The sequence below is a fragment of the Herbiconiux daphne genome (genome assembly GCF_024979295.1).
Taxonomy (GTDB): Bacteria; Actinomycetota; Actinomycetes; order Actinomycetales; family Microbacteriaceae; genus Herbiconiux; species Herbiconiux daphnes.
The window spans coordinates 1-13,765 of record NZ_JANLCJ010000010.1; the positions used below are offsets into that span (position 1 = coordinate 1).

A 13,765-nucleotide genomic window follows, 5' to 3' on the forward strand; every position below is an offset into this window, starting at 1 on the left:
GAGCGGAGGCCGCTTTGGCCTCCCGAGCGGGTGAGGCGCCACGAGTGGCCTCCGCTGCGCGAACGCTGCTGGCCCTCGGCGGCTCCTTCGGGCTCGGTGCGCGTGTTCGTCGGGAGGCCGTCCAGTCGAGCGGAGGCCGCTTTGGCCTCCCGAGCGGGTGAGGCGCCACGAGTGGCCTCCGCTGCGCGAAGCTGCTCGCCCTCTGCGGCTCCGTCGGGCTCGGTGCGCGTGTTCGTCGGGAGGCCGTTCCGCCGAGGGGAGGCCGTTTCGGCCTCCCGAGCGGGCGACACGCCGCGACGGGCCTCCGCTGCGCGAAGATGGGGGCATGACGCACGCCAGCACAGTTCCCATCGCGGTCACCGGCGCCACCGGGGGAGTGGGCGGCCGAGTCGCCCGACTACTGCAGGATGCCGGGCTGCCCCAGCGCCTCATCGTGCGCGACGCCTCTCGGGCGCCGCAGATCGACGGGGCCGAACTGGCCGTCGCCACCTACTCCGATGCCGCCGCCGCGCGCGCCGCCCTCGAGGGCATCGACCTGCTGTTCATGGTGTCGGCGGCAGAGAATGCCGACCGTCTCGCCGAGCACCGGGCGTTCATCGAGGCGGCCCGCGCATCCGGTGTCGGTCATGTCGTCTACACCTCGTTCTTCGGCGCTTCGCCCGAGTCCACGTTCACGCTCGGCCGCGACCATGCCGCCACCGAGCGGATGCTGCGCGACACCGGCATGTCGTTCACCTTTCTGCGCGACAACCTCTACACCGACTTCTTGCCGATGCTCGCGGGGGAGGACGGCGTGATCCGCGGCCCGGCCGGCGACGGACGCCTCTCGTCGGTCCTCCGCGACGACGTCGCCGAGTGCGCCGCGGCGGTGCTGCGCGATCCCGGAGCGCACGCGGGCGCCACCTACGACCTCACCGGTCCCACGGCACTCGGGCTGACCGAGGTGGCGGCCGCTCTCACGGCCGACGGCTCCCGCGGACCGATCGAGTACGTCGACGAGACCCTCGACGAGGCCTACGCCTCCCGCGCGGTCTACGGCGCCCCACGCTGGCAGGTCGACGCCTGGGTGAGCACCTACACGGCGATCGCCTCGGGCGAGCTCGCCGGCATCTCGCCCGACGTCGAGCGGCTCACCGGCCACCCGGCGCGATCGCTCGACGACTTCCTCGCCGCCACGCGCTGAAGCCCGCCACCGAGCCCACCGCCGCCCCCGAGCCCCACCCACCGCCCCCGCACTAAACTGGCCTCGTGACCGACGCGCGCAGCCTTCTCATCGAGTACATCAAGAGCGATGCCGTGTTCCACGGCGACTACACGCTCACCAGCGGCAAGAAGGCCACCTACTACGTCGACCTGCGCAAGGTGTCGCTCGATCACCGGGTCGCCCCCCTGATCGGGCAGGTCATGCTCGACCTGATCGCCCCCATCCACAACGTCGACGCCGTCGGCGGACTCACCATGGGCGCCGACCCGATCGCCGCCGCGGTGCTGCACCAGGGCGCCATCCGGGGGCTCGACTACGACGCCTTCGTCGTGCGCAAAGAGCCGAAAGACCATGGGCGTGGCCGGCAGGTCGAGGGTCCGGATGTCGCGGGCAGACGCGTCATCGTGCTCGAAGACACCTCCACCACCGGGGGCTCCCCGCTCGCCGCCATCGCGGCGCTCGAGAAGGCGGGTGCCGTGATCGCGGGCGTCGCCGTGGTCGTCGACCGCAACACCGGCGCCGGCGAGCGCATCGAAGAGGCCGGTTACCCCTACCACTACGCGATCGGTCTGGCGGACCTCGGTCTGGAGTGACCATGCCGCCACCCCCTGACGATCTGCCCCGACACGAGAACGACGACGGCGAAAAGCCCGATGCCGGCGCTGACGCCGGGGCCGGCGCTGCGGCCGGGCGACGCGAGCACGCTCCGTCGCATCGGGCGGAACAGTCGGCCGGCACGACCGCAGTGACCCACCGCGCCGGCCATGAGGCCGCGCACCGCGCCCCGGCCCGCGACACACGCGTGATGCGACTCCTGCTGATCGTGGGCATCGTGCTGGCGCTGGGCGTGGTGGTCGCACTGTTCTTCGTGGGCCTGCGCGTGGGGGCGGGAGGCACCGCGATCGCGACATCCGGTGCGTCGTCGGCCGCAATCCACCCGACCGACGACGCCGGAGAAACCGGCTCCACGGGAAGCGACGCAGCCGCCCGCGCGACGCCGACCCCTACCCCGGCGACCCCGACCGTCTCCCCGCCGCCGTCCGTCCCCGCGGCTCCCGGGGTGCACGACTGGAACGAGCTCGCCGGCGGCGAATGCCTCACCGGCTACACGTCGCCCTGGGAGCTCCAGTTCACCGTGGTCGACTGCGCGACCGAACACGCTGCTCAGCTGGTGTCGCGGGGCGCCTTCGCCGAAGACGCCACCGCGCCCTACCCCGGCGAGCCCGAACTCGTCTCGCGACTGAATCTGCTCTGCACGTCGCCGTCGGTGCTCGACTACGCCGCCGCCGCGCAGGTGCCCGACGTGCAATGGCAGGCCGCCTACCCGGCCGACGACGCCCAGTGGACGAGCGGCGACCGCAGCTACTTCTGCTTCTTCAGCCGCCCCTCGGGCGAGCCGCTCGGGGTCTCGCTCGCCGTGCCGCCGACCGGCTGAGTTTTCCTCTGCATTCTGCGGGCCGGCCCGCTAGAGTGAGATGCCATGCGTCGCGCCATTCGTCTGCTCAGCATCCCGGTCACGGGACTCGCCGTGGCGCTGCTCGCGGCGCTCGGCCCGGCATCCGCCGCCCTGGCGTCGGAGACCACCCCGGCCCAGCAACCCTCGATCCAGCAAGCCAAGGCCCAGCAAGCCAAGGCCCAGCAAGCCAAGGCCCAGCAAGCCAAGGCCCAGCAAGCCAAGGCCCAGCAAGCCAAGGCCCAGCAAGCCAAGGCCCAGCAAGCCAAGGCCCAGCAAGCCCCGGCCCAGCCCGCCCTCGCCGCCGCCCCCGGCGACGTCAACGACTTCTCCTTCTCGTCGTTCGACGCCCGCTACGACCTGGGCATCGACGACTCCGGCCACTCCACGCTCGAGACCGTCGAGACCTTCGTGGCGGAGTTCCCCGACACCGACCAGAACCACGGCATCCAGCGCGCCATCCCGCTGCGTTACCAGGGGCATCCGACCGATCTGACCCTCGAGTCGGTGACGGATGCCGCGGGCACACCCCGCGACTACGACACCGAGACCGACGACGAGAACCTCATCGTCACCATCGCCGGCGACGACTTCGTGCACGGCGAGCAGACCTACGTGCTCACCTACCGCCAGGTCGACGTGACCGCCTACTTCGACGACACCGACGACGACGAGTTCTACTGGGACACCAACGGCACCCTCTGGCGCCAGCCGTTCGCGGTGCACACGACCACCACCACGGTCGCCCCCGAACTCGTCGGCGCGCTGACCGGCGCCACCGGATGCTTCGTCGGGCCCGAGGGGTCGACCACTCCGTGCACCATCACCCAGGCCGACGACGGCTCGTCGGCCGTGTTCACCACGCGCAACGAGAACCTCTCGGCGGGCGACAACGTCACGATCGGCATCGCGTTCGAGCCGCACACGTTCGCGGTGCGCGACACGTCCTACCTCTCGGGAGCGTCGAGCTGGGTGCAGTTGATCGCGTCGATCCTCGCCGTGGGCGCGGCGGTGCTCGCGCTGTTCTACCGCTTCATCGGCCTGCGGGATGCACCCGGCCGCCCGGTCATCGTCGCCGAATACACCCCGCCGCCGGGCGCCGACCTGCTCATCGCATCGGTCGTGATGAAGAAGACCTCCCGGGCGGCCGCCGCCTCGTTCGTCGACTTCGCCGTGCGGCACAACATCCAGATCGTCGAGCAGGAGCAGCCGGGGGTGTTCTCGTCGAAGACCGCCTACTGGCTGCGCCTCATCACCGGGCAGGGGCTCAACCCCCACGAGCTGTCGCTCGCGCGCGCGCTGTTCGGCCACGACCTCGCTCCCGGCGCCTGGCGCGAACTCACGAAGAACGACACCGCCCTGTCGAAGGCGGTCTACGGCGTCATGCAGGCCACGAAGAAGCGGGCCTACTCCGAGGGCTACATGAAGTCGGGCATCCGGAGCACCGGCGCCCTGCTGCTGATCGCCGCCATCGTGCTCGCGGTCATCGGCTTCGTGGCCGGGTCGATCTCCGACGGCGAGGGGCTGGGCGACGGGTTGCCCATCCTGCTGTTCTTCCCCGCCGGCATCGCGGTGTTCGTGGTGTTCGCGGCGGCGTTCCGGTCGCCGCTGACCCAGAAGGGTTCGGAGCTGCGCGACTACATCAAGGGCATCGAGATGTACATCGACTGGGCCGAGGAGGAGCGTTTCCGCGTGCTGCAGAGCCCGGAGGGCGCTCTCAAGACCGGTGTCGACGCGCCCGACTGGGGTCAGGTCGTGAAGCTCTACGAGAAGCTGCTGCCCTACGCGGTGCTGCTCGGTCTCGAGACCGAGTGGGCGAAGGTGCTCGGCACCTACTACGAGAACCTCGGCAGCCAGCCCGACTGGTATGGCGGGTCGGGGGCCTTCAACGCCTATCTGTTCGCATCGAGCATCGGGGCGTTGTCATCGAGCGCGACGTCGGCCTACTCGGGCAGTTCGTCGAGCAGTTCGAGCGGCTTCTCGGGCGGCGGAGGTTCGTCGGGCGGCGGGGGCGGCGGCGGAGGCGGCGGGGGAGTCTGACCCTGACGTCGACTCCCCCGCGCCACGCGGGATCAGGAGTTGACCCACGCGCCGTTCGCGAGCGCGCCGACGGCGGCGAAGCCCGCGACCGCGATCCAGAAGGCGGCCACGATCAGCCAGCCGGCCAGGGTGACATAGCCGAGGATGAGGCCGGCGAGCGTGAGACCGCGGCCCTCCTCGCCGGTTCTCTTGATCTGGCTGAGGGCGATGTGGCCCGTGATCACGGGCACGATGCCGAAGCCCAGCACGCCGAGCACGAGGGTCACGATGCCGAGCACGTTGGTCTTGGCCTGGGCGTAGTAGCCGGGCGCCGGCGCGCCCGCGGGCGCGTAGACCGGCGCGCCGCCGGTGGGGTGGATCGGTGCGCCGGCGCCCGGGTAGGCCGGTGCGCCGGCCGTGGCGGATGCCGCGGCGCCCGCGTCAGGCCGCGCCGAGGCGTCGGGCACGGGAAGCGTCGTGGTGTTCGCGCTGCTGTCGGTCGGGGGGAGGGGGGTTTCTGTCGTCATGGTTCAACGGTAGGAAGACCGCGCCCCCGGCGGATCACACCACGGGCTCATTCCGGTGGTACCGGGGGATGAGTTCAGTCGCTGAACGCGTTGGCGCAGGTCTGCTCCGCCGCCGTCTGGCCCTTCAGCCCGTCGATGACCTCGGGAGTCGTCGCCGGCGGAACATCGGTGGTGGGGGCATCCGTCGCCGGGTCGGCCGGATCGACCGAAGCCTCGGGGGCCGTCGTCTCGGCCGGCGCCTCGGTGGTGGCGCCCGGGTCGGTGCCCACGACCGTCGAACCGGTGCCGGTCGCGTCGTCGCCGAGGGTGAAGGGCTCGTCGGCCAGCACCTTCGCGAACAGGGCGTCGGCCAGATCGGTCACCGGCACCACCTTGTTCGGGTAGTCGACCGAGTCGCCCGACGGGTACTGCACGAAGACGATGTTGTTGAGGTCGACGTCTTTCAGCGTGAGCGCGAGCGACACCATCGAGTCGGCGCTCGCGAGCGAGCTCGAGAGCTGGATGTTCTGGGCCGCCGCGTTGGCGAGGCCGTAGAGCTTCGAGATGTCGGTGAGGGTGTTGGCGCTCTTCAGCGTGCGGGCCATCGACGAGAGGTACTGCTGCTGCGAGGCGATGCGCGAGAGGTCGCTGCCGTCGCCCACGCCGTGACGGTTGCGCAGGAACGCGAGCGCCATCTGGCCCTCGATCACGCTGGTGCCGGCCGGCAGGTCGAGCCCGGAGTCGGTGTCGAGGATGGGCTCCACCAGGCACACGGGCACGCCGCCGATGGCGTTCGTCATCTCGATCACGCCGTTGAACGACGTGGCGGCGGCGTAGTTGATGTCGAGCCCGGTGAGGTTCTCGATGGTCGAGTTGACGCAGGCGAGCCCGCCGCGGCTGAACGCCTCGTTGAGCGGCTGGGCGCTCATGGCGTCGAAGACCTCGCCCGTGGTGGGGTCGGTGCACTCCGGATGCGCGATGACGAGGTCGCGCGGAAAGCTCACGACCACCGCGTTCTTGTGATCGGCCGACACGTGCAGAAGGATGTTGACGTCGTTGAGGGTGGCATCGCGCTCGCCGAAGCTGTCGCCCTGGTTCGGGTCGTTGTCGGTGCCGACGACGAGCAGGTTGAAGCCGCCCTCGAACGCGCCGAGCAGCGGGGGCGCCGGCGGAGCGTCTTCGCCGCCCGAGATGTCGACGGCGTTCGCGCTCACCTGCTGGGCGAGGTTGTTGATCGCATAGGCGGCGACCGAGCCGACGCTCACGAGAGCGACCGCCAGAACGACCGCGAGCGTCTTCAGGATGGCGCCGAAGGCCGACGGGGTGCGCTGACGGCCGTGCCGAACGGGCGTGGCGTGGTGTCGCCTCGGGCGTCGAGCGGTGTCGTTCAAATGGGTGTCCTTCGTGCGGTGAGCGGGCGGCATCCGTTTCGCCGGTCGATCCTAGCCGACGCATTCTGCAATCCACCGGGGGTTTTCCCAGGGTGCGCTGAGGGCAACTCGGGCGGATTCGGCCGAGTTGCGCCGAAGTGACCACGCGCTGCGCGCTGTAGGTCACTTCGGCGCAACTCAACGAGGGAGACGGGAGGGGGAAGCGGGGGCCCCCTTGCGGGGGGTGCTAAACCGGTATAGGTTTTACTAAACCGGTTCAGACCGGATACGACTCGATGGCGAGCGCGCTCGTCGTCGAAGAACCGGGAGGCCGACGATGAAGCGGAAAGCGACCATCAACGACGTCGCCAAGGCCGCCGGCGTGAGCAAGGGCCTGGTGTCGTTCGCTCTCAACGACCGGCCCGGGGTGTCGGCCGAGAACCGCGATCGCATCCGCGACATCGCCCAGGCGCTCGACTACCGGCCCAGCGTCAGCGCGCGCTCGCTGTCAACGCGCACCTCCTACGCGCTCGGCCTCGTGATCGCCCGCGACCCCGAGATCCTCGGCGCCGACCCGTTCTTCCCGTCGTTCATCGCGGGGGTGGAGCGGGTGTTCCTGCACGAGGGGCGGGCGCTGGTGCTGAGCGTCGTCGGCGACGAGCAGCACGAGGCCACGGTCTACCGCACCCTCGCGGCCGATGCCCGCGTCGACGGCGTCTTCCTCACCGACCTGCGGCACGACGACCCGCGCATCCCGCTGCTGCACGAACTCGGGATGCCGGCGGTCACGCTCGGGCGCCCCGAGGGCGGTGCCGGGTCCGAGCCGCGCCCGTTCCCCGTGGTCACGCTCGACGACACCCCGGGCATCGTCGCCGTCACCCAGCACCTCATCGACCTCGGACACCGCCGCATCGCGCACGTCATCGGCCCGCACCGCATGCTGCACGCCAGCCGCCGCAACGCCGCCTTTGCCCAGACACTCGCCGCGGCGGGCCTGCCGGCCGACCTCGTGGTCGAGACCGACTTCACGGCCGAGCAGGGCGCATCCGCCACCGGCCGGCTGCTCGACCTGGCCGACCGCCCTACCGCGATCGTCTACGGCAACGACCCGATGGCGATCGCCGGCATCGGGCTGGCCCACGAACGCGGACTACGCCTGCCCGACGACCTCTCCATCACCGGGTTCGACGATTCCGAGCTCGCCCGCTACGTCTATCCGGCACTCACCTCGGTGCGCACCGACCCCTTGCGCTGGGGCGAGGCCGCCGCGCGGGTGCTGCTGCAGCTCGTCGCCGAGGGCAGCGCCGCCGACGTCGATCTCGAACCCGCGCGCGTCGTGACGCGCGCCTCGACCGGGCCCGCACCGCGAGCCTGACCATCCGCGGCGTCACCGCCGCCACCGAAAGGAGCAACACCGTGCAGAAGACCTCAGTGACGAGGAAGAAGCGCGTGATGGCAGTCGCCGTGGCAGCCATCGCCGGCCTCAGCCTCGCAGCCTGCTCAGGCGGCGGAGGAGGCAGCTCGTCGAGCGACCTCACCGCCACCGGGCCCATCACCGTCTGGTATTCCAACAACGCCACCGAACTCGAGTGGGGCAAGCAGATGGTCGAGGCCTGGAACGCCGAGAACCCCGATCAGAAGGTGACCGGGCAGGAGATCCCCGCCGGCAAGTCGAGCGAAGAGGTCATCGGCGCCGCCATCACCGCCGGCAACGCGCCGTGCCTGGTGCTCAACACCGCGCCGAGCGCCGTGGGCCAGTTCGAGAAGCAGGGCGGTCTCGTGAACCTCTCCGACTTCGACGACGGGGCCTCCTACATCGAAGAGCGTTCCGGCGACATCGCCGCGCAATACCAGAACGCCGACGGCGACTACTTCCAGTTCCCGTGGAAGGCCAACCCCGTGGTGATCTTCTACAACAAAGACCTGTTCGCCCAGGCCGGCCTCGACCCCGAGAACCCGAAGCTGTCGACCTACGACGACTTCATCGCCACCTCGAAGACGCTGGTCGACTCGGGCGTCGCGCCCTTCGCCATCCAGCCCGCCCCGACGAGCGAGTTCTTCCAGATGCAGTTCGACTTCATGCCGCTGTACGCGGCGGCGACCGGCGGGAAGCAGATCGTCGAAGACGGCAAGGCCACCTTCGCCGACGACGCCGGCTACGAGGTGGCCCAGTTCTGGCGCGACCTCTACGACCAGAAGCTCGCCGGCCAGGAGCAGTACCAGGGCGACGCCTTCGCCGACGGCCAGGCCGCCATGGCGATCGTGGGGCCGTGGGCCATCTCGGTCTACGACGGCGTGAACTTCGGCTCGGTGCCGGTTCCGACCCCCGAGGCCACCGACCCCGCCGACATCTGGACCTTCAGCGACGCCAAGAACATCGGCCTCTTCAGCGCGTGCGAGAACAAGGGCACCGCCTGGAACGTTCTGAAGTTCGCGACCAGCGAGGATCAAGACGGAAAGTTCCTCGAGACCACCGGCCAGATGCCGTTGCGCCAAGACCTGCCGACCGTGTACGCCGACTACTTCGCCGCGAACCCGGCCTACGTGCCGTTCGGCGATCTGGCCAGCCGCACCACCGAGGTTCCGAGCGGACCCAACACGGTTCAGATCATGCAGACCTTCCGTGACGCCTGGGGCAAATCGGTGATCTTCGGCGAGGGTGACGTCGAGACGTCGCTGGATGACGCCGCCGCCACGATCGACGACCTCGCGACCCAGCCCTGAGCCGATGACCACCATCGTCACACCGCCCCGGGCTCCGGCGCCTGAGAGCGCTGGAGCCCCCGGGCCCCACGCCAAACGTTCACTGCGGCACCGCATCTTCGGGCGCCAGCCGCTCGGTCTGCTGTTCAGCTCGCCCTATCTGGTGTTCGTTCTCGCCGTGTTCGCGTTCCCGATCGTGTATTCGGTCTGGATCTCGTTCCACGACTTCTTCTTCGCCGCCCCCGGCGCGAACCCCGAACGGCCCTTCGTCGGGCTCGACAACTACATCTACGCGTTCAGCAACCCGGCGGTCATCCGTTCGTTCGGCAACGTCGGCATCTTCCTGCTGATCAACGTGCCGCTCACGGTGGTGCTGTCACTGCTGCTCGCGTCGGCGCTCAACAAGGTCGTTCACTTCCGCACGTTCCTGCGGGTCAGCTTCTACGTTCCCTACGTCACGGCGAGCGTGGCGGTGGTGGCCGTGTGGTTGTTCCTGTTCAACGGCAACGGGCTGGTGAACTCGCTGCTCGGGCCGTTCGCGCCCGACCCCTCGTGGCTCATCAACGAGAACCTGGCCATGCCGGTGATCGCGATCTACGTCACCTGGAAGCAGCTGGGCTTCTACATCCTGCTCTACCTGGCGGCTCTGCAGAACGTGCCGAAAGAGCTCTACGAGTCGGCGTCGACCGACGGCGCCGGCGCCGTGCGCAAGTTCTTCTCGGTCACGGTGCCGGGCGTTCGGCCCGCGACCCTGCTGGTGCTGCTCGTCTCCACGGTGACGGGCGCGAACCTCTTCACCGAGCCCTACCTGCTGACGGGCGGCGGCGGCCCCAACGGCGCGTCGGCCTCGCCGGTGCTGCTGATGTATCAGCTCGGCATCCAGCAGGGCCAACCGGATGTCGCATCCGCCATCGGTGTCGTGCTCGTGATCGGCGTGCTCATCATCGCGTTCGTGCAGAACCGATTCGTGGGGGAGAGGGACTCATGACCACCACCCGGAGACAGCGTGCTACCGGCATCCGTCACCCCCGGCCGAGCGGATGGTCGCGCACACAGTCGATCCTGCGGGGCGTCGTGCTGACGCTCGGGGCACTCGTGTTCCTGTTCCCCTTCTATTACATGATCGTCGGGGCGCTGCAGAAAGACCCCGACCCCACCATCGCCGGGGCGTTCCCCAACCCGGCGAACCTCACCCTCGACAACTTCGTCAACGTGAACGACCGCATCAACCTGGCGTCGGGGCTCGTGAACTCGGGCATCTTCACCGGGGGAGTGCTGCTGTGCACCGTGATCTTCGGCGTGCTGGTGGGCTATGCGCTCGCCATGCTGAAGTGGCGGGGAGCCCGAGCGACCTTCGCGCTGGCGCTGCTGGTGCAGGTCATCCCGTTCCAGCTGCTGCAGATTCCGCTCTACGTGCTGATCGCGCGCGACTACGGGCTCGCCGACACGCACGTGGGCATGATCCTGCCGTTCGCCATCAACTCCACGGCGGTGATCATCTTCCGGCAGTACTTCCTGCAGCTGCCGAAAGAGTTGTTCGAGGCCGCCCGCATCGACGGCGCGGGCGAGCTCAGGCTGCTCTGGAGCGTGGCGCTGCCGCTCGTGCGACCCGCGCTCGTGACGGCGGTGCTGCTGACCTTCATCGGGCCGTGGAACGAGTTCCTCTGGCCGTTCCTCATCACGAAGGATGCCGCCCTGCAACCGCTGGCCGTGTCTCTCGCGAATTACATCTCAACGGTCGCCGCGTCGGCCGACAACCCGTTCGGTGCGATCCTCGCCGGCGCGGTGGTGCTGGCCGCCCCGGTGGTCGTGCTGTTCATCGTGTTCCAGCGCTACTTCGTCTCGAACGACCTCGGATCAGGAGTGAAAGGATAGACATGACCTCCGCAACCACCACCACCGTTCCCTACCGACTCGAGCGCGCCGGCATCGTGATGCAACCCGAGCCGGGCAACGAGCTCGAGGCCGAGGGAGTGCTGAACCCGGCGAGCGGCCGAACCCCCGAGGGTGACCTCTACCTGCTCCCGCGGCTCGTGGCCACCGGGAACGTGTCGCGCGTCGGGCTCGTCCGGGTCGTGATCGACGACGGCGTGCCCGTAGGCGTCGAGCGCGAGGGCGTGGTGCTCGAGCCCGACCGCGGTTTCGAGCGCGGTGCCCACAACGCCGGGGTCGAAGACCCGCGGGTCACCTTCATCCCGTCGCTCGGCCTGCACGTGATGACCTACGTGGCCTACGGCCCCCTCGGGCCGCGCACCGCGATCGCCGTGTCGAGCGATCTGCGCGAGTGGCGACGGCTCGGCCCCGTGACGTTCTCCTACGATGACGCGCTCGACATCGATCTCAACCTGTTCCACAACAAGGACACCGTGTTCTTTCCCGAGCAGGTCGTGGCGCCCGACGGCACGCTCTCCTACGCGGTGCTGCACCGGCCGATGTGGGATCTCGGCGAGACGAAGCCCGGTGAGGGCGTGCGGGTGCCCGCCGGCATCACCGATCAGCGGCAGAGCATCTGGATCAGCTACGTTCCCGTCTCGGCCGTCGAGCGCGACCTGTCGGAGCTGACGCGGTGGACCAGGCACCGCTTCCTGGCCGGGCCCGAGTTCACCTTCGAGGAGCTCAAGATCGGCGGCGGCCCCGCGCCGTTGCGGGTGCCCGAGGGCTGGCTGCTCATCCACCACGGAGTGACCGGCACCATCGACAGCGCGTTCTCGCAGCAGCAGAAGGTGAACTACGCGGCCGGCGCCATCCTGCTCGACGGCGACGACCCGTCGAAGGTCATCGCCCGCACCGCGGAGCCGCTGCTCGCGCCCGAGACCGACGACGAGCGCAGCGGCATCGTGCCGAACGTGGTGTTCCCCACGGCGATCGAGCAGATCGACGGGCAGCACTTCGTGTTCTACGGCATGGCCGACTCCAAGATCGGGGTCGCGCGCCTCGTGCGCACCTGACCAGGGTTCCGCTGAGTTGCGCCGAAGTGACCACGCGCTGCGCGCTGTGGGTCACTTCGGCGCAACTCAACGGGGAGGGGCAGACTGGGCGCATGCCGGAGACGATCGTGGGCGATCGGGTCACGCTGCTGCCCGTCGCGACCGAGGACGTCGGCGAGTTGCGGCGCATCCGCTTGACTCCCGAGGTGGCGGCACGGTGGGGTCGTGACGGCACCGCGCCACCGTGGCCGTTCGACGACCCCGAGGCGGTGGTGTTCACCGTGCGGGTGGGTGGCCGCACCGGCCCCATCGCGGGCATGATCCAGTACAGCGAAGAGAACGACCCCGACTACCGGCACGCGTCGATCGACATCTTCCTCGACCCTGCCGTGCACGGCCGCGGGCTCGGGCGCGATGCGGTGCACGCGCTCGCGACCCATCTCATCCGGGTGCGGGGGCACCACCGGCTCACCATCGACCCGGCGGCCGACAACGAGGCCGCGATCCGGGCCTATGCGGCAGCGGGGTTCCGGCCGGTGGGGTGATGCGGCGCTACGAGCGCGACACGTCGGGCGAGGGCTGGCACGACGCGCTGCTCATGGACCTGCTGGCCGACGAGCTGCCGTGACGGTCGGGGCTGTGACGCTCGAACTCAGGGCTCGGGCCGCTGTCGCCCGTTCTCAGAGTTCGGACTCGACCGGCTCAGGGTTCAGCAGGTCGGCGACCGACGCGAGGATCTCGTCGGGCCTGAACGGGTATTTGTCGATCTCGGCCTGGTCGCTGATGCCCGTCATCACGAGGATCGTGTGCAGCCCCGCCTCGATGCCGGCCACGACATCGGTGTCCATGCGGTCGCCGATCATGCCCGTGTTCTCGGAGTGGGCGCCGATGCGATTCATCGCCGAGCGGAACATCATCGGGTTCGGCTTGCCCACCACATAGGGCTCCTTGCCCGTCGCCTTCGTGATGAGCGCGGCGATGGCGCCGGTGGCCGGCAGCGGCCCGTCGGCACTCGGGCCTGTGGCATCCGGATTCGTCACGATGAACCGCGACCCCGCGCCGATCAGCCGGATCGCCTTCGTGATGGCGTCGAACGAGTAGTTGCGGGTCTCGCCGACCACCACGTAGTCGGGCGCCGTCTCGGTCATGATGAAACCGGCTTCGTGCAGGGCCGTGGTGATGCCGGCTTCGCCGATGACGAAGGCGCTGCCGCCCGGGATCTGGTCTTTCAAGAAGGTGGCGGTGGCGAGGGCCGAGGTCCAGATGAACTCCTCGGGCACTTCGAGGCCGGATGCCCGCAGCCGAGCGCTCAGATCGCGCGGGGTGAAGATGGAGTTGTTGGTGAGCACGAGGTAGGGCTTGCCCTCGTCGCGCCACTGCTGCAGCAGTTCGGCCGCCCCGGTGATGGGGTGGTTCTCGTGCACGAGAACGCCGTCCATGTCGGTGAGCCAGCATTCGATCTCGTCGCGACGCGCCATGGTGATCTCCTACTCCCGCGTTCGTTCCAGAGTACAGGGGCGGCTTGGCGGGAGCGGGGGGCAACGATGCGTGGGCTGTGCGACGGCCTGGATAGAGTTCTCGGA

Annotated in this window: 13 protein-coding genes and 1 pseudogene; 10 read left to right on the forward strand and 4 right to left on the reverse strand. The window is 69.5% G+C overall.

The genetic code is table 11. The annotated features are described in order from the left end of the window. A partial coding sequence (locus N1032_RS19445) for a hypothetical protein (RefSeq protein WP_259541271.1) occupies positions 1–290 on the reverse strand: 290 nt, incomplete at its 3' end. A gap of 35 nt (positions 291–325) precedes the next feature. Between N1032_RS19445 and N1032_RS19450 the strand changes: the two genes are divergently transcribed. The 4 genes from N1032_RS19450 to N1032_RS19465 all read left to right on the forward strand — a co-directional run bounded on the left by N1032_RS19450 (position 326) and on the right by N1032_RS19465 (position 4,697). Next, positions 326–1,183 carry an SDR family oxidoreductase gene (locus N1032_RS19450; RefSeq protein WP_259541273.1) on the forward strand — a complete coding sequence of 286 codons (858 nt, stop codon included), beginning with the start codon at positions 326–328 and terminating at the stop codon, positions 1,181–1,183. Between the two features lie 65 nt (positions 1,184–1,248). Continuing rightward, on the forward strand, positions 1,249–1,797 hold the full coding sequence (gene pyrE / locus N1032_RS19455; RefSeq protein WP_259541274.1) for an orotate phosphoribosyltransferase: 549 nt from the start codon (positions 1,249–1,251) through the stop codon (positions 1,795–1,797). A gap of 2 nt (positions 1,798–1,799) precedes the next feature. Then, the gene (locus N1032_RS19460; protein WP_259541276.1) at positions 1,800–2,639 is read left to right on the forward strand and encodes a septum formation family protein; all 840 of its coding nucleotides are present in this window, start codon (positions 1,800–1,802) and stop codon (positions 2,637–2,639) included. A 45-nt stretch (positions 2,640–2,684) separates the two neighbouring features. Continuing rightward, positions 2,685–4,697 carry a DUF2207 domain-containing protein gene (locus N1032_RS19465; protein ID WP_259541278.1) on the forward strand — a complete coding sequence of 671 codons (2,013 nt, stop codon included), beginning with the start codon at positions 2,685–2,687 and terminating at the stop codon, positions 4,695–4,697. 32 nt (positions 4,698–4,729) lie between these two features. Here the strand turns inward: N1032_RS19465 and N1032_RS19470 are convergent, their stop codons facing one another. Then, positions 4,730–5,203 carry a DUF4190 domain-containing protein gene (locus N1032_RS19470; RefSeq protein WP_259541279.1) on the reverse strand — a complete coding sequence of 158 codons (474 nt, stop codon included), beginning with the start codon at positions 5,201–5,203 and terminating at the stop codon, positions 4,730–4,732. A gap of 74 nt (positions 5,204–5,277) precedes the next feature. Beyond that, on the reverse strand, positions 5,278–6,573 hold the full coding sequence (locus tag N1032_RS19475) for an LCP family protein (protein ID WP_259541285.1): 1,296 nt from the start codon (positions 6,571–6,573) through the stop codon (positions 5,278–5,280). A gap of 316 nt (positions 6,574–6,889) precedes the next feature. On the opposite strand from N1032_RS19475, the gene N1032_RS19480 reads away from it, so the two are divergent. The 6 genes and pseudogenes from N1032_RS19480 to N1032_RS19505 all read left to right on the forward strand — a co-directional run bounded on the left by N1032_RS19480 (position 6,890) and on the right by N1032_RS19505 (position 12,810). Beyond that, on the forward strand, positions 6,890–7,927 hold the full coding sequence (locus tag N1032_RS19480; protein WP_259541286.1) for a LacI family DNA-binding transcriptional regulator: 1,038 nt from the start codon (positions 6,890–6,892) through the stop codon (positions 7,925–7,927). 41 nt (positions 7,928–7,968) lie between these two features. Next, positions 7,969–9,276: an extracellular solute-binding protein gene (locus tag N1032_RS19485; RefSeq protein ID WP_310795973.1), complete on the forward strand. Its 1,308-nt coding sequence runs from the start codon at positions 7,969–7,971 to the stop codon at positions 9,274–9,276. Between the two features lie 4 nt (positions 9,277–9,280). Continuing rightward, a complete protein-coding gene (locus N1032_RS19490) occupies positions 9,281–10,243 on the forward strand; it encodes a carbohydrate ABC transporter permease (protein WP_259541288.1) in 963 nt (320 codons plus the stop codon). Beyond that, entirely contained in the window at positions 10,240–11,130 is an 891-nt protein-coding gene (locus N1032_RS19495) for a carbohydrate ABC transporter permease (protein WP_259541290.1), read from the forward strand. Before N1032_RS19490 ends, N1032_RS19495 begins: the two co-directional genes overlap by 4 nt. Before the next feature lie 2 nt (positions 11,131–11,132). Continuing rightward, a complete protein-coding gene (locus tag N1032_RS19500; RefSeq protein ID WP_259541297.1) occupies positions 11,133–12,203 on the forward strand; it encodes a glycoside hydrolase family 130 protein in 1,071 nt (356 codons plus the stop codon). Positions 12,204–12,295: 92 nt separating this feature from the next. Continuing rightward, positions 12,296–12,810: pseudogene (locus N1032_RS19505) on the forward strand (GNAT family N-acetyltransferase). 52 nt (positions 12,811–12,862) lie between these two features. Here N1032_RS19505 and N1032_RS19510 read toward each other — a convergent pair. Then, positions 12,863–13,660, reverse strand: a complete 798-nt coding sequence (locus tag N1032_RS19510) for an HAD-IIA family hydrolase (protein ID WP_259541300.1) — start codon at positions 13,658–13,660, stop codon at positions 12,863–12,865. Positions 13,661–13,765 lie beyond the last annotated feature (105 nt).

Bases quoted from the DNA above. Each gene is read 5' to 3' on its own strand.
- N1032_RS19490 (WP_259541288.1), top strand. From the start codon at position 9,281: ATGACCACCATCGTCACACCGCCCCGGGCTCCGGCGCCTGAGAGCGCT.
- N1032_RS19470 (WP_259541279.1), bottom strand. From the start codon at position 5,203: ATGACGACAGAAACCCCCCTCCCCCCGACCGACAGCAGCGCGAACACC.
- N1032_RS19495 (WP_259541290.1), top strand. From the start codon at position 10,240: ATGACCACCACCCGGAGACAGCGTGCTACCGGCATCCGTCACCCCCGG.
- N1032_RS19480 (WP_259541286.1), top strand. From the start codon at position 6,890: ATGAAGCGGAAAGCGACCATCAACGACGTCGCCAAGGCCGCCGGCGTG.
- N1032_RS19450 (WP_259541273.1), top strand. From the start codon at position 326: ATGACGCACGCCAGCACAGTTCCCATCGCGGTCACCGGCGCCACCGGG.
- N1032_RS19460 (WP_259541276.1), top strand. From the start codon at position 1,800: ATGCCGCCACCCCCTGACGATCTGCCCCGACACGAGAACGACGACGGC.
- N1032_RS19465 (WP_259541278.1), top strand. From the start codon at position 2,685: ATGCGTCGCGCCATTCGTCTGCTCAGCATCCCGGTCACGGGACTCGCC.
- N1032_RS19510 (WP_259541300.1), bottom strand. From the start codon at position 13,660: ATGGCGCGTCGCGACGAGATCGAATGCTGGCTCACCGACATGGACGGC.
- N1032_RS19500 (WP_259541297.1), top strand. From the start codon at position 11,133: ATGACCTCCGCAACCACCACCACCGTTCCCTACCGACTCGAGCGCGCC.